General features: G+C 72.9%; 16 protein-coding genes and 1 pseudogene. 7 read left to right on the top strand and 10 right to left on the bottom strand.

The genetic code is table 11. The features are described from left to right. Positions 1 to 260: 260 nt before the first annotated feature. Positions 261 to 2,720, bottom strand: a complete 2,460-nt coding sequence (locus ORI94_RS15460) for a SpoIIE family protein phosphatase (protein WP_266075611.1) — start codon at positions 2,718 to 2,720, stop codon at positions 261 to 263. 256 nt (positions 2,721 to 2,976) lie between these two features. Continuing rightward, entirely contained in the window at positions 2,977 to 4,239 is a 1,263-nt protein-coding gene (locus ORI94_RS15455) for a S1 family peptidase (RefSeq protein WP_266075609.1), read from the bottom strand. A gap of 635 nt (positions 4,240 to 4,874) precedes the next feature. Between ORI94_RS15455 and ORI94_RS15450 the strand changes: the two genes are divergently transcribed. Both ORI94_RS15450 and ORI94_RS15445 read left to right on the top strand, forming a co-directional pair. Beyond that, positions 4,875 to 5,087 carry a type A2 lantipeptide gene (locus tag ORI94_RS15450; RefSeq protein ID WP_266075607.1) on the top strand — a complete coding sequence of 71 codons (213 nt, stop codon included), beginning with the start codon at positions 4,875 to 4,877 and terminating at the stop codon, positions 5,085 to 5,087. 181 nt (positions 5,088 to 5,268) lie between these two features. After that, a pseudogene (locus ORI94_RS15445) lies at positions 5,269 to 5,646 on the top strand (hypothetical protein); the annotation flags it as partial. A gap of 150 nt (positions 5,647 to 5,796) precedes the next feature. Here ORI94_RS15445 and ORI94_RS15440 read toward each other — a convergent pair. Continuing rightward, entirely contained in the window at positions 5,797 to 6,231 is a 435-nt protein-coding gene (locus ORI94_RS15440; protein WP_266075606.1) for a subtilase-type protease inhibitor, read from the bottom strand. A gap of 336 nt (positions 6,232 to 6,567) precedes the next feature. Here ORI94_RS15440 and ORI94_RS15435 point away from each other — a divergent pair, with 336 nt between their 5' ends. Beyond that, entirely contained in the window at positions 6,568 to 7,737 is a 1,170-nt protein-coding gene (locus tag ORI94_RS15435; RefSeq protein ID WP_266075603.1) for a lactate 2-monooxygenase, read from the top strand. Between the two features lie 72 nt (positions 7,738 to 7,809). Here ORI94_RS15435 and ORI94_RS15430 read toward each other — a convergent pair whose 3' ends face one another. The 4 genes from ORI94_RS15430 to ORI94_RS15415 all read right to left on the bottom strand — a co-directional run bounded on the left by ORI94_RS15430 (position 7,810) and on the right by ORI94_RS15415 (position 12,815). Continuing rightward, complete coding sequence (locus ORI94_RS15430; RefSeq protein ID WP_266075601.1) at positions 7,810 to 9,453, bottom strand: RICIN domain-containing protein; 1,644 nt, start codon at positions 9,451 to 9,453, stop codon at positions 7,810 to 7,812. Positions 9,454 to 9,791: 338 nt separating this feature from the next. After that, a complete protein-coding gene (locus ORI94_RS15425; protein ID WP_055609109.1) occupies positions 9,792 to 10,169 on the bottom strand; it encodes a hypothetical protein in 378 nt (125 codons plus the stop codon). A 3-nt stretch (positions 10,170 to 10,172) separates the two neighbouring features. Further along, positions 10,173 to 10,418 carry a hypothetical protein gene (locus ORI94_RS15420; protein WP_266075596.1) on the bottom strand — a complete coding sequence of 82 codons (246 nt, stop codon included), beginning with the start codon at positions 10,416 to 10,418 and terminating at the stop codon, positions 10,173 to 10,175. 153 nt (positions 10,419 to 10,571) lie between these two features. Continuing rightward, a complete protein-coding gene (locus tag ORI94_RS15415; RefSeq protein ID WP_266075594.1) occupies positions 10,572 to 12,815 on the bottom strand; it encodes a glycoside hydrolase family 9 protein in 2,244 nt (747 codons plus the stop codon). 365 nt (positions 12,816 to 13,180) lie between these two features. Between ORI94_RS15415 and ORI94_RS15410 the strand changes: the two genes are divergently transcribed. Then, the gene (locus ORI94_RS15410; protein ID WP_266075591.1) at positions 13,181 to 15,568 is read left to right on the top strand and encodes a SpoIIE family protein phosphatase; all 2,388 of its coding nucleotides are present in this window, start codon (positions 13,181 to 13,183) and stop codon (positions 15,566 to 15,568) included. 52 nt (positions 15,569 to 15,620) lie between these two features. Here the strand turns inward: ORI94_RS15410 and ORI94_RS15405 are convergent, their stop codons facing one another. Further along, complete coding sequence (locus tag ORI94_RS15405; protein ID WP_266075589.1) at positions 15,621 to 17,513, bottom strand: ricin-type beta-trefoil lectin domain protein; 1,893 nt, start codon at positions 17,511 to 17,513, stop codon at positions 15,621 to 15,623. A 464-nt stretch (positions 17,514 to 17,977) separates the two neighbouring features. Next, complete coding sequence (locus tag ORI94_RS15400; protein WP_266075587.1) at positions 17,978 to 18,511, bottom strand: flavoprotein; 534 nt, start codon at positions 18,509 to 18,511, stop codon at positions 17,978 to 17,980. Positions 18,512 to 19,042: 531 nt separating this feature from the next. On the opposite strand from ORI94_RS15400, the gene ORI94_RS15395 reads away from it, so the two are divergent. Continuing rightward, positions 19,043 to 19,480: a nitroreductase family deazaflavin-dependent oxidoreductase gene (locus tag ORI94_RS15395; protein ID WP_266075584.1), complete on the top strand. Its 438-nt coding sequence runs from the start codon at positions 19,043 to 19,045 to the stop codon at positions 19,478 to 19,480. Between the two features lie 252 nt (positions 19,481 to 19,732). Then, positions 19,733 to 20,035 (top strand): DUF4235 domain-containing protein, encoded by a 303-nt coding sequence (locus ORI94_RS15390; RefSeq protein WP_266076000.1) that lies wholly within the window; start codon positions 19,733 to 19,735, stop codon positions 20,033 to 20,035. 66 nt (positions 20,036 to 20,101) lie between these two features. Here the strand turns inward: ORI94_RS15390 and ORI94_RS15385 are convergent, their stop codons facing one another. Next, on the bottom strand, positions 20,102 to 20,494 hold the full coding sequence (locus tag ORI94_RS15385; protein ID WP_266075582.1) for a VOC family protein: 393 nt from the start codon (positions 20,492 to 20,494) through the stop codon (positions 20,102 to 20,104). A 328-nt stretch (positions 20,495 to 20,822) separates the two neighbouring features. On the opposite strand from ORI94_RS15385, the gene ORI94_RS15380 reads away from it, so the two are divergent. After that, positions 20,823 to 21,854, top strand: coding sequence for a 7-epi-alpha-eudesmol synthase (locus ORI94_RS15380; protein WP_266075580.1), 1,032 nt, complete (start codon positions 20,823 to 20,825; stop codon positions 21,852 to 21,854). Positions 21,855 to 21,870: the final 16 nt, after the last annotated feature.

Genomic DNA, 21,870 nt, shown 5'->3' with positions numbered 1-21,870 from the left:
TCTTTCCGGCCCATGACCGCTGATTCGCGCGGAACGGGGACGCCCGATCCCCTGTCGGGCGTGTCGGCCCGTCCCGGCCCGGTGCGTCAATGCCCTTACCCGGGCGGGGGGTTCCCGCGGTGCGGTTCGGGCAGGTCGGGAGCGGAGGTGCACCGGGCCGGTGACGGCAGGCGCGGGACGGGATCGCGGCCCGGCGGCCTGTCACCCGAAGGGATGACACCGGTGCCGGGAGCGTTGTCGACGCCCGGGACGACGCCTGCTCACCGGTGCGCGCCGAGTTCCGCCCACACCTGTTTGCCGCCGCTGACCGGCAGGGTCCCCCAGGCCGCCGACAGGGCCTCGACGAGCAGGATGCCCCGGCCTCCGGTGGCCTCCCAGCCGATGCTGCTCGGCTTGGCGGGACTGCGGGGCGAGGCGTCGGCGACCGTGAGGCGCAGCCGGTCGCCGACGAGGGTGAGGTCGAGACGGACCTGCCCCTCGGTGTGCACGAGCGCGTTGGTGACCAGCTCGGAGACGACGAGCAGGGCGGCGTCGAGGTCCTCGGTGAGGTCCCAGGAACGCAGGGTGCGCCGGGTGAAGCGGCGGGCGTGACCGACGGCCTGCGGCACCCGCCACACCGTCCAGGTCTCCCGCAGCGGCCGCAGGGTCATGCCCTCGTAGCGCATCAGGAGCAGGGCGACGTCGTCGCTGCGCGGGGCCTTGCCCAGCAGGCCGTCGGCGACCATTCCCAGGTCGGCCGGGTCGGCGGCCGCCAGCCGGCGCGCGAGGTGGTCCATTCCCTCGTCGATGTCGGCCTCGACGGTCTCGACCAGGCCGTCCGTGGTGAGGGCGACCACCGTGCCGGGCCCCAGCCTCAGCGGGCTCATCGGGAAGTCGGCCTGGGCCATGACGCCGAGCGGCGGACCGCCCTCCACCTCCGCGATCTCGGTGCTGCCGTCCGGGTGACGCAGCACCGGCGGCAGATGCCCGGCGCGTACACACCAGGCGGAGCCCTGCTCCAGGTCGACGTCGACGTAGCAGCAGGTCGCGAAGAGGTCGCTCTCCATGTCCACGAGCAGCCGGTTGGTGTGTGAGACCACCACGTCGGGCGTGTGCCCCTCGACGGCGTAGGCGCGCAGTGCGGTGCGCATCTGTCCCATGAGGGTGGCGGCGCCGGCGCTGTGGCCCTGGACGTCGCCGATGACCAGGGCGACGTGGTTGTCGGGCAGCGGGATCACGTCGTACCAGTCGCCGCCGAGCTCGAGGCCGGCGGTGCTGGGCAGGTAGCGGGCGACGGCGATCGCGCCGGGCAGCCGGGGCAGGCTGCGCGGCAGCAGCTGGCGCTGGAGCATGCCGACCAGTTCGTGCTCGGCGTCGAAGGCGCGGGCCCGTATGAGGGCCTGTCCGGCGAGACCGGCGGCGGCGGTGAGCAGGGCGCGCTCATCCGCGCCGAAGTCGTGCGGGGCGTCCCAGCCGATGAGGCAGGCACCGGCCGTCCGGTTGCCGGCGGACAGCGGCAGCATGGCGAGACCACCCGGTCCGACCTCGGCGAGGGAGGTCTCCAGAGCGCTGCCCGCGGGCCATATCCGGGCCCGGCCCTCGCGCAGGACGGCAGCGAGCGTGGGCATGGTGCGCACAGGCGCCTCGGGCCATTCGGTACGCCACTCGGCGCGCCACAGGTCCGGCCAGGCGTCCGGTTCCGGCGGGTCGAGGACGGTGACGACGAGCCGGTCGCTCTCCAGTTCGGCGACCGCGATCCGGTCGGCCCCCAGTGGCCCACGCAGGGCCGCGACCACGGCCTTGCCGACATCGCGGACCGTGACCGCGGTGGTGAGCGCGGTGGCCAGGCGCTGTACCCGGGCCACGTCGGTGACGTCGGCACGCAGGGTGGAGGCGTCGGCGACGGAGCCCACCAGGCGGGCCGGACGGCCCTCCCCGCCCGGCAGCAGCCGGCCGCGCAGTCTGAGCCACTTCGGCGGGCCGGCGGGCTGCACGACCCGGAACTCCAGTTCGCGCTCGCCGACGGTCATGTGGTCGGACTCGACGACCGACATCACGGAGGGCAGGTCCTCCGGCACGGCCCGGCCCACGAGGGTCTCGACGCGTCCGTCGAAGTCGTCCGGACCGAGGCCGAAGAGGTCCAGGATGTCGTCGCCCACCCGGACCCGTCCGGTGTCCATGGCGAGGACGAAGGCATCCGGTGCGGGGTTTCCGCCGCCGTCGGGCGCCGGCTGCCGCCCGGGAAGGGCGACCGCGTCGGTGACGAGTCCGAGGCAGACGCGGTCGTCGGTGTCGAAGCCGCCGGGGTGCTCGCTGACGGCGAGCAGGCAGCCACCGGAGTCGTGGCGCACGGGCAGCGCGGCGAGGGAGAAGTCACGGGCCGGGACGCGCCGTGCCTGGGCCTGGGCCTGGGCGGCGAGTTCCTCGGGGCCGAGCCACACCGGCCGCCCCCCGCGTACCGCGTCGGCGGCCGGGGAGTGCCCGGCGGCGGGATAGCTGTCCCGCACCCCGCACAGGGTCCGCGGAATCCCGGCCGACTCCACCAGGCGCAGTTGCTCGCCGTCTCCGCTGGGCGCGTACACGGCGACGAAGGCGGCGCCGGCGAAGACCAGGGCCTGCTCCAGGACCCGGCGCACCCGGTCCGGCGACTCCGGCTCGGCAGCGATCGTCGCGAGGGCACCTTCCGCACGCAGCGTTCTCGTGCTGCGTCCCGCAGCGCCCTCACCGACCACGTTGGCCATTACAGCGCTTATACGACATCTACGCAGCCCCTGCGTCATTCTCCGCCCCTCCGGGGGTGCGGGGACAAGGGCGGACAGCACGCAGCCGGGGCGCGGCTCGCGGGCCGGGCAGGCCCCGGCCCGCGAGCGGGCAGCCCACGTGCGGGCGGGACGCGTGCGGACCCCCGCTGCCGGTGTGTCGGCGTGCCGCCGCCCCCGGTCCGCCACGGTGCGTCGTGGCGAGCCGGGGGCTCGGTGATGGCTCGGCGGGTGACGGTCAGTGGGTCTCGGCCAGGCCGTCCTCGGCGCCCTGGCCGGCGCCGTAACCGGCTCCCTCGTCCTGGCCCGCCTGCTCGCCGTCGACCTCGCCGTCGACCTCGCCGGCCTGGTCGCCGCCTGCCTGGTCGCCGCCTCCGGTGCCGCCGTCGCCGAGCGTCGCGCCGACCGCCGCCAGGGCGGTGGTGACCGGCTGGAAGAAGGTCTCGCCGCCGACCGTGCAGTCGCCGCTGCCGCCCGAGGTGAGGCCGATCGCGAGGCCGTCCTGGGTGAACATCGAGCCGCCGCTGTCGCCGGGCTCGGCACAGACGTCGGTCTGGATGAGACCGGTGACCGTGCCCTCGGGGTAGTTCACCGTGGCGTCGAGTCCGAGGACCTGGCCGTCGGCGAGCCCGGTGGTGCTGCCCGTCCGGAACACCTCCTGGCCGACGGCGGCCTCGGCGGCCTCGGTGATCTGAAGCGTCTGGCCGCCCACGTCGACGTCGCTCGGTGCGTCGGTGGCCGGGTCGTCGTACCGGACGAGTGCGAAGTCGCCCTCACCGGGGAAGACCGCCTGGTCGACGGTGGCGATCGGCTGTCCGTTCTGCGCGTCGGACCACTCGTCGGCCGCGACCGCGCAGTGACCGGCGGTCAGGAAGGCGGGCGCGCCGTCGTCCGCGGTGACGTTGAAGCCGAGCGAACAGCGTGCGCCGCCGGAGAAGATCGCGTCGCCGCCCGAGGCGAAGGTCCTGAAGGTGCCCGCGGACTTCTTGATGGTCGCCATGCCGGAGCCGAGGCCCTGCACGGTGGACTCCAGTCTGTCCCAGTTCTCGCCGGTCACCGTGGAGTCGGCGGTGACCAGGATCTTGTTGGTGCGCGGGTCGACGGCCCACGAGGTGCCGGGGATGGTGGCCTCGGTCTTCAGCGTCCGCTCGCCCGCGGCCAGTTCGGCCATGCTGTTGTCGACCTCGCGGACGGTCGCGCCCGCCTTCTTCGCCTGCACGATCACGCTGTCGTCGTCGCCGGGTACGACGTTGACGACGAGCCGCTGCCTGTCGCCGTCGTAGTAGGAGCCGGCGAACGCGTCGCCGAGGAGCCCGGCGAGCTGTGAGGCGAGGTCCGAGGCATCCGTCGCCTTGAGGGTCCTCGGCGCGGCCGCCGCGTCGTTCGACGCTCCGTCCTGCGACGCGTTGGCGCTGGGGAGCAGGATCGCTGCGGCGCCGAGCGCCACCGCACCGCACACCGCGATCGCGGCCTTGCGCTTCGGAATTCGCTTGTGACTCAAACTTCTCGACCTCCTGGGGGGACCGGAGTCGTGCCGCCGTGCGGCGGCTGTCGGGGCGCCTGGACGGCTGTTGGTACGCACGGGTCCGGCGGAGCGTTCAAATCCCTTTGCGGTCAGTCGGTTTGCGCCACGGAATCGGCCGGCAGGCACGCGCGGCACGGCACCCCGCCAACCCTCGGGACGGAGAGACCCACCGCAAGCGGCCGCGTACGTTCCGTCGCCCTCCCGGCCCGGAATCCCGGCTGCGGCGAATCTGCACAACGCGTGCTCGACCCGGTCACCGCAGCGGGAAGCCGCCCACGGGCCGGCTGCCTTCCGATACCTCTTGGGGCCGGCGTGCCGGATTCCTCCCGAGGGGTGCAAACGGAGGAGGGGGCGATGCGGTGACCTCTGTGAAGAAGCCGCCACCGGGCCGTCGCCTTCTCTGCACGCCTGTGCGCGACACGACCGCAAGTTGCCTGGTGAGAGGCTTGCTCGAGTGGAGGGCCGGGTCCGGGGCGTGCTTTGATCCATCGCGCCGCGGGGCCGCTTCGGACATCCGGCGACGGGGGTCCGGGGCCCACGGCCGCGGCCTTCACTCTGTTCCTGGAGGGCCGCTCCCCTTGTGACACATCCCCACGAAGGGACCTTCCCTCATGGACTCCCCCCAGGTCGAGACCGTCGAGATCTCCGACGCCGAGCTCGACCACGTCTCCGGCGGCCCGTCCGTGAACGCCGTGAACACCCCCACGGGCGCGGTGGACGGCATCGCCCCGGTCTCCGGCCCGGTCCGCACGGCCGCGGGCACCGTCGAGGGTGTGACCGGTCTGAACACCGCTTTGGTCACGAACCTGGTCGCCGGTCCCTGATCGCGCCCCTGTGCCGCCGAGCCCTGGAGCCGCCCCCCGGCTCCGGGGCTCGGCGTTGCTTTCGTGAAGCCCTTCCGTCCTGGGCGGTGCTTCGCAGTCCGACTGGGTCCGGGCCGGTCCGTTCGAGGCCGCCTCGGTCCGTCTCGTCCTTCGCAGAGTTCACGCGGGTGCGGGAAGAACCGTGCAGTTCCGCCAACAGGCCCTCGCCAAGCTCCAGTCGCCCGAGGAGCTCGACCTCCCGGTGCGCTTCGCCCGCCCTCAGGGCTGGCCGGTGCTCGCCGTGACCGTGGTGGCCACGGACGCCGCCTGGGTGGGGGCGGCGACCGGATCGGTGACCTCCACGGTGACCGCGTCCGCCGCCCTGACACACGGGCAGAGCCGTTACGTACTGCAGAGCCCGGTCGCCGGCCGGGTCACCGCGGTCCTCGCGAAGCAGGGTGAGCGGCTGCCCGCCGATTCCCCGGCCCTCGAGGTCCGTACCGAGCGGGGCGCCACGGTCGTCCACATCCTCGACGCGGGCCGGGTCACCACACTCGCCCCCGACGTCGGGCAGATCATCCGGAGACCCGCCCCCGGCCACGCCGGAGGCCGGCGGGCGGCCCCACTCCGCCCGCCGGCCTCCCTTTGCGGGGCCGCACGTTCCGCGAGGAGGTCGGCACTCCCCAGTACCCGACCGCCACGCGGTCACGGGAACCGTGCGGTCCCGGTCTCAGAACGCGAGGACGCCCGAACCGTGGGCGTTCATCACGCACTCGTTGGCGAAGGTCCGCTCGTACGAGAGCCGCTGCCCCTGCCACACCCCGTCGACGGTGACGACGACCGGGTCGTACTGATGGGTGCAGAACACGCCCTCTCTCGGCGCGAGGGCCTGCAGATCGCCGTTCACCTCGGCCAGTTCCCCGCACGCGTCGGCCGCGGCCGGGTGGGTGCCGGAAGGGCCGGGGGCGCAGGTCAGGGTGACCGCGCGCTCCGGTGTGACGGCCATGGCGCTCTCCCCGTGGCCCATGGTGAGCACCAGGGCCGACGGGGCGTAGAGCGCGGACGGTGCGCCGCCCGGCGCGGCCGACGCGGCCCCGGACAGAGGTGCGCAGACGGCTGCGGCGGTCAGGCCGATGGTGGTGGCCCAGCGCGCGGTGTTCCGCATTGTGTGCTTCCTTCCGCTCGTTTCGACGAGTCGCCGGCCCGTGCTCGGTGGTGCCGGACCGGCGAGCGGGAGTCTGCCGAGTCCGCCGCGGAAACACACATCGACCGGACCGCTTTCGGTAACATTGCGTATTGAATCAGTGGCGTGAAGTCACGGAACGCGCGGGCGTGAACCCGGTAACCGCACGGGTGGTGTTTGCGGGAAGTGGCCAGATGGCCGAATTCCCACTGTTTCGCAATAGGCCTGAAACATTCCGCTTCCGTTCCCGGCAGACCGTTCCGCGATGCCTTCTGTTCATGATTCAGTCGGCTCGACGAGGAGAGGCGGGGACGTGGTGTGACCGGACACCGGGCGGACTTCCAGTACGAGATCTACCTGAACGGGATGACGGGTGCCGTGCCCCGGCTGCCCACGGACCTGACCCGGCTGGAGGAGCTGACCGAGCGGCGGCTCGGGCCGGGGCCGGTCGGTTATGTGGCGGGCAGCGCGGGCGACGGCAGTACCGCGCGCGCCAACCGGGCGGCTCTGGCCCGCCACCGGATCGTGCCGCGCATGCTGCGGGACGTGCACGAGCGTGACCTGTCGGTGGAGGTGCTCGGCCGCGCGCTGCCGGCGCCGGTGGCGCTGGCGCCGGTCGGGGTGCTGTCGCTGATGCACCCGGACGCCGAGCCGGCCGCCGCGCGGGCGGCTGCCGCGCAGGGTGTGCCGTTCGTGCTCTCCTCCGCCTCCAGCACGCCGATGGAGCAGGTCGCGGAGGCGATGGGCGACGCGGAGCGCTGGTTCCAGCTGTACTGGCCGAAGGACCCTGAGATCGCCCGGAGTTTCCTCGGCCGGGCGAGGGCCGCCGGGTTCACGGCTTTGGTGGTCACCCTGGACACTCCCCTGCTGTCCTGGCGTCCGCGCGACCTGGACCAGGCTTTCCTGCCGTTCCTGCACGGAGTGGGCACCGCCAACTACTTCTCGGACCCCGCCTTCCGGGCCGGCCTGGCCAGGCCCGTGCACGAGGACCCGGACGCGGCGGTGATGCATTTCGTCGGCATGTTCTCCGACCCCGCCAAGACCTGGCCGGACCTCGCGTTCCTGCGGGAGAACTGGGACGGGCCGATCGTCCTCAAGGGTGTGCTGCATCCGGACGACGCCCGGCTCGCGGCCGATGCCGGGATGGACGGGGTGGTGGTGTCCAACCACGGAGGCCGTCAGGTGGCCGGGGCCGTCGCGGCGGCGGACGCGCTGCCCGGTGTGGTGGCCGCTGTCGGCGACCGGCTGACCGTGCTGTTCGACAGCGGTGTCCGCACCGGTGACGACGTCTTCAAGGCCCTTGCCCTCGGCGCGCGGGCGGTGCTCCTGGGACGGCCCTACGTCTACGGGCTCGGCCTCGACGGGCAGGCAGGGGTCGAGCACGTGATCCGCTGTCTGCTCGCGGAGCTGGACCTCACCCTCGCCCTGTCCGGGCATGCCACCCCGGTCACGGTCGGGCCCGGTGACCTCGTGGAGGGCACCGGTTGACCCGGCCGGGACGGCGGGTACCGGGCCGGGGCGCGGGCTCCCGTGCCCACTCCCCCGCCCCGGCCGCGCGCTTCACGTCACCGGCCCGGCCGGTTCCACGGACCCTGCCGCCCGGGTACGGGGCCGGCTGATCGACAGGACGTCCTGGGCCGAGGACACCGGCTCGGTCAGCCAGCGCTGGTTCTCGCTGCGGTCCCGCACCCTGATGACGATGTCGGCGTTCGCACCGGGGGCGGCCGGCACGAGCGCCAGCTGTTCGTCCCAGCGGGGCAGCAACTCGCCCTGCTCGGTGAGGTCGTAGCGCACGTCGTCGGCCCGGCTCTCGCCGGCGTCGGCGCAGGTGGCGAGGACGACGACCCCGGCGTCCTTGTGCGCGTCCAGGCACAGGCCCGGGTCGGCCACGCTGCGCAGCAGTCCGTCCTCCTCGTAGGTCCACTGCTGGCTCAGCCTCGAGGAGCATCCCGCGAGCCGGGTGCCGGTGCCGTCCTGGGGCTCGCCCCGGGTGTCGAGGCACAGCCCGGAGGCGATGTTGCGCAGGAGGGTCGGTTCCGGCCCTGTGGGCAGTCCGGCCACGCCCGGCGGGGACTCGGTCGGTACGATCCCCCGGCCGTCAGCCGCGCTGGTGGCACCGGTCGGGTCGGTGCCGCTGCCGTCGGAGGGGGAGCCCCCGGCGATGAGCACGCTCACCAGCACGCCGGCCGAGACGGCCCCGAGGCCGGTGAGCAGGGTCCTGGTGGAACGCACCGTGTCCGGGCGCCCGAGACCGGTGAGGCGTGGGGGGACAGGGATCCGGGACAGCAGGCGGTGCCGGCTGCCACCGGACCGTCCGCCGCCGTGGCGGTGTCCGCGGCGGGCCGCGCGGCCGCCGCGCGGGCCCGGTGTCGCCCGGCCGGGACGCGAGTCGAGGTAGCGACGGGCGCCCCAGCCGAGAACGGCCTCGGCGATGAGCGTGCCGAGGTCCCCTTCGAAATGGCTGAGTTGCTCGGCCGCGTTCCGGCAGTAGCGGCACTCCGCCAGGTGCTGCCGGACATCGGGGAGCAGTGTGCCGCCACGGCGGATGGGGACGTCGAGGAGTCGGTTGTAGAACCGGCAGTCCTTCGTCGGCGCGAGTTCCTGATGGGCCTGGACACAGCCCTGACGGAAGGTCTCACGCGCCTGCTGGAGCGTGCTCGAGGCGATGTCGGCGCCGATGCCGAGAAGGCCGGCCGGGACGGACACGGGTTCCGCCTCGACCTCGACGTGCCAGAGCACACAGCGGGCGAGGCCGGGCAGGGACCGGAACGAACGATGGGCCAGTGTGCGGTTCTCCGGCGTCATCGTCCTGGCCGCGCGCATGCCGCGCCCACCGGCCGGCTTGAGCAGTTCCGGCAGGGCACCGGTGCTCCGGTCGTCCGAGGCCCATTCCCGGACCGTGTCCCGCACGGCCACCAGCAGGACCGGCCGCAGGGCCACGGCCGGTTCACCGAGGGCCACCCGGTTCAGGACACGGTGCTGCGCCGCCGCGGTGACCATGGCGGCGGCCGGCCCCGACGAGGCGAGGCAGACGGTCGCGTAGTCGTGCATCGCCGGCCAGTGACGTGTGGTCAGCATCGCGACGGAGTGTGCGCCCTCACTCTCCGGACGGCCTCGCAACCGTGCGGCGAGGGACTCGTCGGACTCCCCCGGATCCCCTCCGGGAGAGGGATACGAAGACCGAGGGGAACAAGGGGTGGGCACTGAGGTGGTTCCTTCCCACACGCAGGTGACACAGAAGTTCTGACGCCGAGAAGGGAGGTCCCAGGTGGTCCGTACCTCTTTGGCGGCGTTGCGCGGGAGGGGGCCAATTCACCGATGGTGAAAGCGGACCCGGTTCATCAACGCGCGTGCGACTCCGGATTTTACCCCCTCACGGGTGGCTCACTCTCGCACAACCGGCACACGGCCAACAAGGCGCCGGGGAAACCTCCGCTCGTTGACAGGAAGTCAAAAGGAAAAACGTGGCCGGAGTCGCCGGTATCGGCTTTCCACCTGCGTTTTCCCGCGGTTCACCCGGTTCTCGTATTCCGGCGGTGGTGTCAGATCTGCCAGGAGCGGAGCCGGTCGGCGGCCCCGTAGACGTCCGTCGTGCCGGACATCAGGTCGCGGGCGAGGTCGACGATGGCGCCGTAGGGCGGGTCGATGCCGACACCGCTGACGAACATGTACGCCACCGCCGTGGCACACGCGAAGCGGGCGTTGGCCGACGGCAGGGGGCGGAGCAGGGCGAGGGTGTGCAGCAGGGCGGCGGCCCGCCAGGCCGCGTCCGAGTCCACACCGAGGCGGGGCGGATCGACGCGGTGCCGGGCGACGGCCGCGACCAGCGCCGAGAAGTCGTTGATGGTGGGCTGGTCCGGAAGGACCTCCTCGTGCCGCTGGAGCAGCCAGGGCACGTCGATGTGCAGAACGGATGTCATCGGTCAGGCGGCCCGTCCCGCGCCCTCGGCCCGCGGTTCGTCGTCCGGGAAGGCGGCGGCGAACTCGTCGGCGTGCGAGGCGAAGAACCGGCGGAAGGCCTCCGCGCCCTCCTGGAGCGCCCGGTGGCGGGCGATGTCGGCCGCGGCCGCCTCCCGCACCAACGCCTTCATCGACGTACCGCGCTCCTTGGCGATCTGCCGCAGGTCCTCGAGCTCGCGGTCACTGAACTCCACATTCAGAGCAGGCATGGCATCACGGTACCGCTCGGGTACTCGATCGTAAATACCACCAGCTCAGAGCGGTTATGAGGCGGTACCGAAAGGGTGCGCCGGAGGTGCCGTCCCCGTGAACGGGACGACACCTCCGGCGCCGGCGCGGGTACCGCGGTCCGCTCCGGTCCGCTACCCCTGATCGGCCACGAAGGAGGCCATACGGGTCAGGGCCGCGTTCCAGTTGATGGTGTGCTCGTTGGTCGACCAGGACTGGATGTCGTCGATGAAACAGAACTGGCCGACGCAGCCCTGGAGCACCGACTGGGCGTAGGGGTCCTGGATGCTCGAGTTGGGTCCACCGGAGAGGGTCCCGGCGGGCGGGTTCGGCAGCGCCGGGTCGAGCTGGCGGGCGTACCAGCGGCTGTGCTGGTTCTGCACGCTGACCTCGCCGTACCCGGTGACGTAGGAGATGTTCAGGGCGTTGCGGCCGAGGATGTAGTCCATGCTCTGCAGCGCGCCGTCCCGGTACTTGGCGGCACCGGTGAGGTCGTGGGCCGTGGCGAGGACGACCGCGTTGTTGAGCACCTGGTGGCTGGAGCCCCAGTCGTAGACATTGCCGGCCGGCGCGTACGGCATGCCGTACGGGTGGGCCTTCAGTGTGGCCAGGTAGCGGTCGGCACCCTTGATGACGGAGCCGCGGACCCCGGCCCGGCCGGGCAGCTTGTTCGGCACCGTCGCGAGGTCGAGCCGGCCCGCCGCCGCGGTGCGCGACCAGTCGAAGCCGAGAGGGCCGAAGATGTCGGCGGTGTGCACCGGGGAGTTCAGGACGTACTCCTTGAACTGCTCCTCCCCCGTGGTGAGGTACAACTCGGCCGCCGCCCAGTAGAACTCGTCGCCCACCTCGTCGTCCGGGTAGGCGCCGCCGCCGATGCCGTCGTCCGGGCTCGCGTACTCCTCGGGGTGGGCGAGCGCGGCCCTCCAGGCGGTGCGCGCCGCGGCCAGGGCCCCGGCCGCGAACTCCCTGTCGTAGGGCCGGTACAGGCGGGCCGCCTGGGCGGCCGTGGCCGCGAGGTTCAGAGTGGCGGCGGTGCTCGGCGGGTGCAGTTCGCGCTTCTGCGGGTCGTCGCCGGGCAGCAGCGGCAGCCCGGTCCACTGCTCGTCGTGGATCTTGTGGTGGGCCATGCCGGCCAGCGGCTCGCCCTCGGGCACCTGCATCTTCAGCAGGAACTCCAGTTCCCAGCGGGCCTCGTCGAGGATGTCGGGCACACCGTTGCCGCTCTCCGGGATGTCCAGGGTGCCGTCGCCGAGCTTGTCCGCCTGGCCGGTGCGGGCGTGCCGGGCGCGTTCGTAGGTGCTGAGCACCTCCCAGGTGCTGATGCCGCCGTTGACGACGTACTTGCCGTGGTCGCCGGCGTCGTACCAGCCGCCGGTGACGTCGAGGGAGTAGTCGCAGACGCCCGGCTGGCAGGGCACGGCGCCGTCGCCCTGGTTGGGGGCCGCGTCCAGGTGACCGGCCGGGCGGGCATAGCCGGGGCGCAGGTCGTCGCGGATCTCGATGCCGCTGCGCTGGGTGTAGTAGTACTTCGCCGAGTCCAGCCGCAGCCGTTCGTAGGCGCCGGCGCCGATGTCGAACGGCCGGCTGGTCTCGCCGTCCACCGTGAGGGTGTAACCGGTGCCCCGCACGCGGTGGGCGCCGAAGTCCACCGAGTGGACGTTCTGCCCGGATGACCCGTCCACGCCGCGCGGCAGGGTCGTGCCCTGCCGGACGACCCTGCCGCCGGCGTCCTTCAGCTGCCAGGGCAGCCGCCCGGTCGCCCCGGTGACCAGGGTGGCGTTCTTCGGGCCCGCGGGAAGGTAGCCGACCTGGTTGACGCGGACCCGGGGGCCGGTGTCGGGCTCGTACGGCTCGGGCTCCACGCCGCCCAGCAGGGACACGTCGTCCATGCAGAAGCGCCAGGGGTCAGGGCTGCCGCCGAGTTGGAGACCGACCTGGCCCTGCGCGGTGTCCACGGGCGCGGTGAAGGTGTAGGAGTACGTGTCGCCGGAGACGCTGAGCTGCGGGGAGACCTCGTAGTAGGTGTCGTACGGGGCCACCGACAAGCCGACGAGCGCCCGGACCACGTGGCCCGCGGGCGTGCCGTTCGCGGCGAAGGAGAAGCGGTACGACTCCCCCTTCACGAGGGTGATGCCGTTCTGGCCGACGGCGGCGTCCCACCGGTTGGTGGTTCCGCCGGGGACGTCGGCGCACAGGCGGCCGTCGGACAGGCTCGTGGTGACACCGGCGGAGGCCCACCAGGGTTCGGTGGTGGTGTCGAAGGTGCCGTTGCGGACCTGCTCGGCCTCGTCCGCCCCGGCCGGGGCGGCGGGCAGCGCGGTGAGCGCGGTTGCCAGCAGGCCTGTCAGGGACAGCAGAGCGGTTCTGCGTCTGTTCACGTCTGGGCTCCTCTGGTGGGAGGACACGGCGGCGGCTACGAGTGGGAGCGCTCCCATCCGTAGGGAGCCATCGTTGTGGCAGGTGTGACACTCCGTCAACGGTCGGGACGGGACTGGTGACGAACGCCGGCGGGCGACGCGTGAATACCGGCCACGTGCCGGAACGGCACCGGACGGGGCCTGGACAGGACCCGGGCGGCGGGCGCCCCGGGCGTCGCTCCCGCCCTTCCCCTCCCGTCCTTCCTCTCCCGCCCGTGGGACCCCTGCCAGGGCGGGGTTCCGGCCCACGCCCACTTCCGACGCACTAGGGTGGAACTCCGGCGATCGACCGGTTCACGGTGAATGTGCGCGATGGAGTGGCGACGATGAGAGCGGACGACCCGTTCGACGATCCGGCAGCGGCTCGTGCCGTCATCGCCGCCGACGGCACCGTCACCCGGTGGAACGAGGGCGCCCGGCACCTCCTGGGTCACCGGGCCGAGGACGTGGTCGGCCGCCCTGCGGCCCTTCTGCTCGCCGACGGCGCACAACCGCCCCCGCCGCCGGCCGGCCCGCGCTGGAGCGGCACGCTCGCGCTGCGGCACCGGGACGGCGGCGCCGTCACCGTGTGGATGCTCGCCCACCGCGGCCGACCCGAGGACAGTGACACCGAGGACTGGCTTGCCGTCACCCCGCTGCCGTCCGGGCGCACCGATCCCACCGGGGATCCGGTGCTCTGGGCTGCGATGGTCCAGTCCCCGTGCGCCACCGTCGTCTTCGACACGGAGCTGCGCCTGCACGGCGCCAACGACGCGATGGCCGGTCTCCTCGGGCTGCCGGCCTCCCACCTGCGCGGTCTGACGCCCAGCGACATCGGCGGTCGGCCACGGCACGCGGAGCTGGAGCGCCACATGACCCAGGTGCTGCGGACGGGCCGGGGCCACGACGTGCAGACACGCGTGCAGGCGTTCGGCAAGGACCACGACGAGGCCTGGCTGGCCCGGATCGCACCTCTCACCGACGACGCCGGGCGGGTCGTCGGCGTCTGCGTGACGGCCCACGACTTCACCGACCAGAGCCGGGCCCGGGCCCGGCTGCAGCTGGTCAACGAGGCCAGCATGCACATCGGCACCACCCTCGACGTCACCAGGACGGCGCAGGAGCTGACGGAGGTCTGTGTCCCCGCGCTCGCCGACTTCGTCAGCGTGGACCTCCTCGAACACGACCACGGTGCCGACCCCACCGGCCCGCTCACCCTTCCGGTCTCGCTGCGCCGGGTCGCCCACCGGTCCCGCACGGCGGGGAGCCCCGAGTCGGTCGCCGACGCGGGCGAGGTGGTCGTCTACCCGGCCGCCGCGCCTCAGGCCGACTCGCTGATCGCCGGGCACAGCGTCGTCGCCTCGGTGCCCTCCGGCGACCTCGATCCGTGGCTCGCGGTCGATGACGTCCGCGCCCGGCAGGTCCGGGAGTTCGGCGTCCACTCGATGCTGTCCGTCCCGCTCCAGGCCCGCGGTGTCACCCTCGGCGTGGCGGCGTTCACCCGGTTCCGGCACCCCGAGCACTTCACCCACGACGACGTGCTGCTGGCCGAGGAGATCACCGCGCGTGCGGCCGTCTGCATCGACAACGCCCGCCGCTACTCCCGCGAACGCGAGACCACCCTCACACTCCAGCGCAGCCTGCTCCCCCGCGGTCTGCCCCGGACGGCCGCGGTGGACGCCGCCTCCCGGTATCTGCCGGCCGCGCGCACCGGTGTGGGCGGTGACTGGTTCGACGTGATCCCGCTGTCCGGGATGCGGGTGGCCATGGTGGTGGGGGACGTCGCCAGCCACGGCATCCAGGCATCGGCGACGATGGGCCGGCTGCGTACGGCCGTGCGTACCCTCGCCGACATCGATCTGGCTCCGGAGGAACTGCTCACCCACCTCGACGACCTGGTCCTGCACCTCTCGCACGAGTCGGGCGGTGACGCCGGCCCCGGCGAGGTCGGCGCGACCTGCCTGTACGCGGTGTACGACCCGGTGTCACGGCGCTGCACCCTGTCGAGGGCGGGGCACCCGCCGCCGGTCCTGGTCCCGCCGAGGGGACCGGTGCGCGTGCTGGACATGCCGTCCGGGCCGCCGTTGGGTCTGGGCGGGCTGCCCTTCGAGTCCGTGGAGGTGGAGCTGCCCGAGGGCAGTGTGCTGGCGTTCTACACGGACGGTCTGGTCGACGGCCGAGGGGACGACAGCGGCGCGGACGCGGGCTCGCGCATGTTCTGCGACGCCCTGTCCCACGCGCCCCCCGGGTCGCTCGACGAGGCCTGCGACCGGGTCCTGCACGCCATGCTCCAGTCGGGTCCCGCCACGGACGACGTGGCGCTGCTGCTGACCCGTACCCGCGGTCTGCCGTCCTCCCAGGTCGCCACCTGGGACATCCCGGCCGACCCGTCGCTCGTCGCGCCGGTGCGCAAGCAGGTCCTCGACCAGCTGGGCGTGTGGGCGCTGACCGAGGCGTCGTTCACCGTCGAACTGGTGGTGAGCGAGCTGGTCACCAACGCGATCCGCTACGGGGCGCCGCCGATCCGGCTCCGGCTGATCAGCGACGCGTCGACGCTGATCTGCGAGGTGTCCGACACCAGCCACACCGCCCCGCATCTGCGGCGCGCCAAGACCTGGGACGAGGGCGGCCGGGGACTGCTCCTGGTCGCCCAGCTCACCCAGCGGTGGGGCAGCAGGCACACCGCCGAGGGCAAGACCATCTGGGCCGAGCTGGGGCTGACGGAGGAGCCGTGAGTGCCTGACCGGCCCGCTCCTCCCGGCCCTCGCTCCTCCTCCCCCCTCGGCCCTAGCTCTCGTCCTTGACGCGGCCCCGGGTGACGGCCTTCATCTGGAGATCGGGATCCGGGGTGTCGATCGTCCAGCGCTGGGCGTCCGTGTCGTCACGGGCCTTGAGGACGAGGGCGCCCGAGCCGTCGGTCGCCGCGGGTGCGAGGCCCAGGCCCTGACCGGAGCGGGGCACCAGGGTGCCCTGGACGGTGAAGTCGTAGCGTGCGCTGTCGGCGTCCTTCCGGGTCTCGCCCGTGCACCGGGCCAGACGCACCGAGTGGCCGAGGCGGGAGTCGAGGCACAGGTCCGGTTCCGCGGCGCTGCGCAGCAGCCCGTCGGTCTCGTACGTCCACTGCTGGACGCCGACCGCCGAGCAGGCGGTGAGTTCGGTCTCGGCGCCCGCGACGGCCCGGCCACCGACGACACCCACGCACAGGCCGGAGGCGGTGTTGTGCAGCCGGCCGCGCAGGGCGCCCTCGGCGGCTTCTTCGGAGCGGAACCACGACGGGTCGTCGGGCGGGCTGTCCGTGGCGGCGCCGGGGGATTCGGAGGGGCGGTCCTCGCCCCGTGCGGCGGCATCCTCGGCACCGCCCGTGGTCCACAGCACCAGCGGGAGGACGACCAGCCCGCTGACCGTGAGGAGGCCCGCGGCGAGGTGGCGCCGGCGCGCGGCCCGGCGGGCGGCCTTCCGGGCGACACGGGAACCGGCGCGGAGCACGGCGCCGCGAGGACCGGTACGGTCGGCCGCGCGCCGCCGGGAACGGACACCGGACCGGGAGGCCGCCCCCGCGGTGCCGACCGGGGCCGCGGCGGTCGGGGGGGTGCTCGGTACCGGGGGCGCCGTGAGGGCCGCGGGGATGGTGGGCGTGGTGCGGGGTGCCTCGGTGGGGAGGGGCGGGACCGGTCTCCCCGTGTCCGTGAACGACTCGCCCTCCACCGCCGGAGGCTCGCCCGCAGACACGGCGAACCGGTCGGCCTCCGTGCCCGGCCGTCCGTCGGCGGGGCCGGGGAACGCCGCGCCGATGACCCCCTCGGGTGACGGCCGCTCCCCGGCGGCCGACTCGTCGGTGACGTCGGCCGCCTGCGCTCTGCTCTGCGCGTATTCCCGTGCGCTCCAGCCCAGGACCCCCTCGGCCAGGGCCGTACCGAGTCCGTTGATGAAACAGGCGAGTTGGTCCGCCGCGTGCCGGCAGTGGAGGCAGTTCTCCAGGTGGGTGCGCAGGTCCGGGTCGAGTTCGGTGCCCGCGCGCCGGTAGCTCACCTCCAGCAGGCGCAGATAGCGCCGGCATTCCTGGTCGGAGGTGAGTTCGCCGTGGAGTTGGAGGACTTCGTCCCTCAACCGCTGCCGGGCGCGGCGCAGTTCGGTGCGGGCGCCCTCCTCGTCGAGGGCGAGCAGCCCGGCGGGGACGTGGAGCGGTTCGGATTCGACCTCGGTGTGCCACAGCAGACAGCGCGCGGACTGCGGCAGTCGTCGGAAGGCCCCTGACAGCAGGCGCCGTTCGGGCGGCGGCAGAAGTCGTGCGGCCGGCCGCCGGTCGCCGTCGGCGGGGGCGGCGGTGAGATCGGGGTGGAGCATGTCGCGCCGGTGGTCCACGTCCCACTCGGCGGCGATCCGGCGTACGGTGACGAGGAGTTGGGGTCGCCATGCGGAACTCGGGCCGTTGTCCCGCAGGGTCTCGCCGAAGAGCCGGGTGAACGCGGCGGTGGTGAGCATACCGGCGGAGCGCGGGCCGTCGGTGCACAGCCGGGCGTAGCCGAAGACCGATTCCCAGTGCCGGTCGAGGAGTTCACCGACGGGGTGCAGTGCCGGAGCGGCCCCCGTCCACTTCCGCAACTCGTCGCCCAGTTGTTCGTCCGTCACGTCGAACGCATGGGCCGGGGCCTGGGAATTCGACAGGCCGGTGTCCTTCACGGATGCAATCCTCTCGGGGACGCGCGACATAAAGTGCGTACCAGCGGACGCGGGGCCTCGCCGACGATACGACGGGAGCCCCTCCGTACTGGATTCGAAATCTCGAACACCCGCCCGGAACGGCCCTTTTGAAGCCTGAGTGGCACGCTGGGGCGGCGTCGCGCACCCAGGACAAAAGGCATTGCCCGCGCGACGGCAGGACCCACTTTTGCACAGGCCAACGACCAGGAACAAGAGATTCCGAGGCTTCCCGCATTCCTCGTACGGGCACAGCGGTTTGACTGTACGTCATCGGCTTTCGAGCCGCTCGGGCCACGCGCCCAATCATCCGATTCGACAGCCGGTGTCCGAAAAGGCAATGCGGACACACGCCGCGCAGCCCTCTCCGTTGCCGCATGTGCGCGTGCGGGTCCCGGCACCCGGGGCCCGCGGGTGCACGCGGCACCACTCGGCTCCGGCCGCGCTCATCGAGGACGTACGAGGTCCAGGGCCCGCTCCCAGTGGAACTCGGGCCGTCCGCCGTCCGGCACCGTCTCCCCGGTGTACGGCTCGCCGAAGCGGACGCCCATGGCGGTGAGCCGCTCAACGCTGTCCCGGTAGGCGGGGTGGGCGGCCAGCGCGTCGCCGACGCACGGCAGGACGGCGACCGGCACACCGAGCCCCGTGGCCTCGCACAGGGTGCCCAGCGCGAGCGTGTCGGCGATTCCGGCCGCCCATTTGTTGACGGTGTTGAAGGTGGCGGGCGCGACCACCACCGCGTCGGGCGCCGGGAAGGGGCACGGTTCGCCGGGGGTGCGCCAGGCGGACCTGATCGGCCTGCCGGTCTGTGCGCGGACCGCGACGGCGTCGAAGAACCCGTTCAGGGCGACGGGTGTCGCAATGACGCCGACCTCCCAGCCCTGTTCCTGCGCGGCGGTGATCAGTTCACCGACGTCCGCGGCGACACCGGCAGCACAGACGACGACGTGGAGAAAGGGCTTCCGGGTTTGTTCGGTCACCCGGAAGGCCTATGACCCGGACGGCGGGCGGAGGGGCGAAACGGGCGCGGTACGGGCGCCCGGCGGGCCGGACGGTCCGCCGGAACCCGCCGAACACCCCCGCGTCGTCGCCCTCGACCAGGATGCGCTCGATCTCTGTGGCGGCGGCGTCGGGCACCTGGTGGGCGGCCGGTTCCCGGTGGGGGCGGTGGCGTCGGCGCGGGTGTCCACGGGGCCGCGGTGCTGCCGTGCTCGCCCTCCGCCGGTCCAGCCGACGGTCGCAGGGGGCGGCGTACAGCCCGGTGACGCGGCCCGGGTCGCCGCGGCCGATCCGGCGCAGCGGTTTCTCCACGGTGGCGCGGGGGCCGGCGGGCGGGGCGGTCCGGGCCGGGGCACGGTCATGGCCGTGCCGCGGACACGCCGATGACGCCGTGACGCCGGAGGCCGTGCACGGTCCGGCCGACACTGGTACGGAAACGAGTTGGTCCGCATGGCCCGACGGCCGTCCAGGAGAGCGGACCGGCCGTGGGCCTCGACGACGGGACGGATGGCATGCCCCTTCACGGCGAGTACGAGCCCAGCCCCACGCAGTGGGTGCGCGACCAGGTGGAGCTGTACGAGAGCTCCGGCGGCACCGAGGGGACGACCCTGCAGGGCAGGCCGGTGGTACTGCTGACCACGCGGGGGGCCAGGAGCGGCAAACTGCGGAAGACCCCGGTGATGCGCGTCGAACACGAGGGCCGCTACGCGGTGGTGGCCTCGCTGGGCGGGGCACCCCGGCACCCGGTCTGGTATTACAACCTCAAGGCCGATCCGCAGGTGGAACTGCGTGACGAGCAGGTCCTGCGGGACATGACGGCCCGTGAGGCGACCGGGGAGGAGAGGGCGCAGTGGTGGGAGCGGGCCGTCGCCGCCTTTCCCCCGTACGCCGATTATCAGGAGAAGACGGACCGGGTGATCCCGGTCTTCGTGCTGGAGGCGCGCGGCTAGGTCCTCTCGTCCGGGGGCCGTGGGGAGCCACCCGGTCGGCACTTTCCCCGGTTCGGTGTGCATGAGGCGCCGGACGGCGGGCACTCGCGGTTCGGGCCCCGCCGCGTTCCCCCGTCGCGGCGGGGCCCACCCCTGCCGCCCTCACCGTGGGGGACGCCCCGGTCGGGCCCTGTCGGGCCGTGCCGAGGGCGGAAAACGGGGAACGTGGGTCGCAGGTACTTTCCGAACGCCGACACCGACTGGGAGATCCACGTGGCGAAGACGAAGAGCAAGAAGAAGCTGCCCCTGGCCTACAAGCCCATCGGGTTCGCGCTGGGCTGGACGAGTGGCGCCGTGGCGGGGATGGCGTTCCAGAAGACGTGGAAGCTGATCCGGCACGAGGACGACGCCCCCGACGCACTGGACCGGGACCGCCGCTGGGGCGAGATCCTGCTGGCCGCCGCGATTCAGGGCGCCATCTTCTCGGTGGTGCGCAGCGCGGTGAACCGGGCGGGCGCCAAGGCCATCGAACGCTCGACGGGCTCCTGGCCCGCCGACGACAAGGGGATCGCCTGACCCCCGGCCCGTCCCGCCGTACGGGGCCCCGACACCCCTGGGTGTCGGGGCCCCGTACGGCGGGGATCAGCCCAGTTTCGGCGCCACCGGCACATTGCAGCGCAGGGTGAAGGAGTGCCCGGACGGATCGGCGTAGCCGCGTTCCTCCAAGGGGCCCGTGGCGTCCTTGGTCTCCACCGGACGTCCGCCGAGGCCGACGATCCGGCGTTCCGCGGCGTCCAGGTCTTCGACCTCGAACTCCAGGTGCGCCTGAAGCGAGTTCTCGGGGCGCGGCCAGCTCGGCGCGGTGGCGTTGGTGTCCCGGCGCAGTGCCAGCCGGAAACCGTCGGCGGCCCGGATCTCGACCCGGTTGGCGTTGGCGTTCACCACCTCCGCAGCCAGCAACTCACGGTAGAACTCGGCGAGTTTCTCTGGCTCGGCGCAGTCGAGCACCACCACTCCCGCAGGCACGGTCGACATGTCTCCTCCACAGGGTCCGGGGTCCGTCCACGGGTCGGGGCGGCTCCCCGGCCTGTACTGGGCGCCTTTCCCCGTTCCAGGGATTCAATCAGTGGCAAGTCCACTGACTTCCGCGGTGTTTGATGTGGCATGTGCCTCAAGTGGCTTGTTGCACAACGGATATCGCGGCAATCACTCGGTATAGATCATCTAGGATCTGGGCATCCTCGTTCCGCTTGCCGGTTCAACCTTCGTACCGGGTAGCCGAGTTCGAGGGTGCGGGCCGTCTCCGCGACGGCCCGCCCGCAGGGCGGGGGGACTCTGCGTTCCGTCTCCCGAAAGGAAGCACATGTTTCAGGACGTCCGGTTCGACCTCCCCTTCGACACCCCGGTCAGCGAGCATCTGGAGTACGCGCGGGCGCGTCATCTGCGCTGGGTGTGGGACATGGGGCTGGTGCGCAGCCGGGCCGGTTTCGACGAGTACCGCTCCTGGGACCTGCCGCAGGCCGCCGCCCGCACCTATCCGTACGCCTCGGCCGAGGACATGGTCGTCCTGATGAACTGGTTCTCACTGGCGTTCCTGTTCGACGACCAGTTCGACGCCGGGCGGCCGGACCGGGCGGACGTGATAGCCGACGTGGCGCGGGAGCTCATCGTCACCCCACTGCGTCCGGCGGGGAGCACGCCCCGGGTGGTCTGCCCGATCACGGTGGCCTGGGCGCAGGTCTGGGAGCGCCTCTCGGATGGCATGTCCCTGACCTGGCGGACCCGGTTCGCCGCGTCCTGGGGCCGGTTCCTGGTGGCCCACTGCGAGGAGGTCGACCTGGCGGCCCGCGGGCTCACCGGGACACTCGGCCTCGAGGAGTACGCCGCGTTCCGGCGCCGTACCGTCGGCATCCACCACAGCATCGACGCCGGGGAGCGCAGCCGCGGATTCGAGGTGCCCGCGCGGGTGATGGCCCACCCCCTGGTGGAGCGGATGCGCGATCTGGCCGCTGACACCATCGGCTTCATGAACGACATCCACTCCTTCGAGCGGGAGCGGCGGCGCGGGGACGGCCACAACCTGATCGCGGTACTGCACCGGGAGCGCGGCTGCTCGTGGGAGGAGGCCGCGGCCGAGGCGTACCGCGTGACGACCGCCTGCCTGGAGGAGTACCTGGAACTGGAGGCACGGGTGCCCCGTATGTGCGACGAGCTCGGGCTCGACGCGGACGAGCGCGAGCGGGTGGACAAGGGTGTGCAGGCCATCCAGCACTGGATCGAGGGCAACTACGAGTGGGCTCTGACCAGCGGCCGGTACGCGGCGTCGAAGGAGGGCGCGGTGGCCACGGCCGAGCAGGCGGGCCGCGGCTCGGTCGACGACCTGCTGACCGTGTGAGAGGGCCGTGGCGCCC

Source organism: Streptomyces sp. NEAU-W12, assembly GCF_026242095.1.
Lineage (GTDB): Bacteria > Actinomycetota > Actinomycetes > Streptomycetales > Streptomycetaceae > Streptomyces.
Note: the sequence above shows the minus strand (reverse complement) of the source record. Positions and strands in the feature narration are given on the sequence as shown.

Bases quoted from the DNA above. Each gene is read 5' to 3' on its own strand.
- ORI94_RS15410 (WP_266075591.1), top strand. From the start codon at position 13,181: ATGAGAGCGGACGACCCGTTCGACGATCCGGCAGCGGCTCGTGCCGTC.
- ORI94_RS15385 (WP_266075582.1), bottom strand. From the start codon at position 20,494: ATGTCGACCGTGCCTGCGGGAGTGGTGGTGCTCGACTGCGCCGAGCCA.
- ORI94_RS15380 (WP_266075580.1), top strand. From the start codon at position 20,823: ATGTTTCAGGACGTCCGGTTCGACCTCCCCTTCGACACCCCGGTCAGC.
- ORI94_RS15450 (WP_266075607.1), top strand. From the start codon at position 4,875: ATGGACTCCCCCCAGGTCGAGACCGTCGAGATCTCCGACGCCGAGCTC.
- ORI94_RS15420 (WP_266075596.1), bottom strand. From the start codon at position 10,418: ATGCCTGCTCTGAATGTGGAGTTCAGTGACCGCGAGCTCGAGGACCTG.
- ORI94_RS15395 (WP_266075584.1), top strand. From the start codon at position 19,043: ATGCCCCTTCACGGCGAGTACGAGCCCAGCCCCACGCAGTGGGTGCGC.
- ORI94_RS15460 (WP_266075611.1), bottom strand. From the start codon at position 2,720: ATGGCCAACGTGGTCGGTGAGGGCGCTGCGGGACGCAGCACGAGAACG.
- ORI94_RS15425 (WP_055609109.1), bottom strand. From the start codon at position 10,169: ATGACATCCGTTCTGCACATCGACGTGCCCTGGCTGCTCCAGCGGCAC.
- ORI94_RS15440 (WP_266075606.1), bottom strand. From the start codon at position 6,231: ATGCGGAACACCGCGCGCTGGGCCACCACCATCGGCCTGACCGCCGCA.